Annotated in this window: 1 protein-coding gene and 1 pseudogene; both read left to right on the top strand. The window is 65.9% G+C overall.

Annotated elements, in window-relative coordinates; translation table 11 throughout:
• Positions 1-290 (top strand): annotated as a pseudogene (locus CA234_RS24015) (DUF736 domain-containing protein); the annotation flags it as partial.
• A gap of 80 nt (positions 291-370) precedes the next feature.
• Complete coding sequence (locus CA234_RS24010; RefSeq protein WP_126002933.1) at positions 371-1,402, top strand: DUF2493 domain-containing protein; 1,032 nt, start codon at positions 371-373, stop codon at positions 1,400-1,402.
• Positions 1,403-1,550: the final 148 nt, after the last annotated feature.

Genomic DNA, 1,550 nt, shown 5'->3' with positions numbered 1-1,550 from the left:
AAGACCCGAGCTTCAAGAACCCGCTCCCGATCATGCTTTTCGGCGACGATGTGGACGGCTTCCGCGTCGTGTGGAACCGGGAAGATCGCGGCACCCGCGACATGGACGGCAACCGCCGCCGCCGCAACCGTTCGGACGACAACGCCGACGAAGCTGGCGAACCGGCAATCCCGCCGCTTTCCGGCGGTGCCGAGGAACCCGCGCCCCGCCGCCCGCGCGGCAAGCGTAACGACGCGTTCGAGGGCAACGCTTCGGAAGATGGCAAGCTGATGGAAGCAGCTGCCCAGTAACCAACCGTCAGACGGGCGGGGAGAGCGGTGGAAACGCTCCCCCGACCCTGATCGCAACCGACTGCCAAGGATTGCATGCCATGACGAAGGAAACGACTACCCGCCGCCTTACCAGCTTTGCCCAGCTTGGCGAAGCCCTCCGCAACGAACGGGAACAGGCCATTGCGGCCGCGTTCGCGGACGAGACCGCCGCCCCTGAATTCGTCGAAGCATTCGGCGACGTCGGCGCGCTTTCCATCGTGGACGCAGGCGCGCCCGCGCAGGAACTCGACATGCCCGAGCCCGCCGAGGCGCAGCACGATTGCCATGCAATCATGGTCACCCTTTTCGACCTGTTCCGCGATACCCGCCTAGAAACCAGCGCGCAGGCGATTGCGTGGGGTTTCGTCAACAGCTTCCACTTCGAAGCCGCGAAGCTGGCCCGCGAAGAGGACGCCCTTTCGCTTGAGCTTGGCGAGATGGTGCGCCACCCGGACTCATCCGAAATCTATGCGGTGGAGGTTGAGGAACTGCAGCTTCGCACCCAAACCAAAATGGAGCAGCGAGCCGCTATCGAGTGCATGCGCGACTATGCCGCCGAATGCTACCGCGCCCAGACAGGCCGCCCGTGGAGCAGCGCGCGCGGAACTCGCGTTTCCAGCGCCACCACCGCAAGCCAGATCGCAGCCGCCGACTTCCTCAAAGCCCGCGCAACCGCAATCCGCGAACAGCGCGCGCCGAGCGGCCCGCTTGTCGTCTTTTCGGGCGGGCAGGAGTGGCACGACCACGAACAAATCTGGACCCGCCTTGACCAGATCAAGGAGCGCGTGCCCAGCATGACGCTTTGCACGACGGCGCAGCGCAAGGGGGCCGACGCGATCGCCACCGCTTGGGCGGCAAGCCGCAAGGTTCCGGTTGTGGCGTTCGCGCCGAATACCGCGCGCCATGGCAACCGCGCGGGCTTTGTCCGCAATGACCAGCTGGCATGCCTCCGCGCTGTTGAGGCAATCGTCTGTGAAGGTTCGGGCATTCAGGCGAACTTGCTCGACAGCCTGAAAAAGGCAGGCGTTCCGACCCACGCGTTCCGCCATTCTAGTCAGGCCCCCGCCCCGCAGCGCAGCATGTGGGGATGAGGCAAAGGGCGGCACTCCCCACGCGCCGCCCTCCCCCGTTTCCTTGGCAGGAAAGAGACTGGCCAGCCCCGGGGCGATCCCTCCCCGGCGCTGGCCCTTTGTCGTGCTTTCGGGAGTGGGGTGAACCCTACTGGTTCCCCCCACGCCA

This window comes from Sphingomonas sp. ABOLE (assembly GCF_003950455.1).
Taxonomy (GTDB): domain Bacteria; phylum Pseudomonadota; class Alphaproteobacteria; order Sphingomonadales; family Sphingomonadaceae; genus Sphingomonas; species Sphingomonas trueperi.
Note: the sequence above shows the minus strand (reverse complement) of the source record. Positions and strands in the feature narration are given on the sequence as shown.

What these genes read in the sequence shown, in the direction of transcription:
- CA234_RS24010 (WP_126002933.1), top strand. Translation starts at nt 371, where the DNA reads ATGACGAAGGAAACGACTACCCGCCGCCTTACCAGCTTTGCCCAGCTT.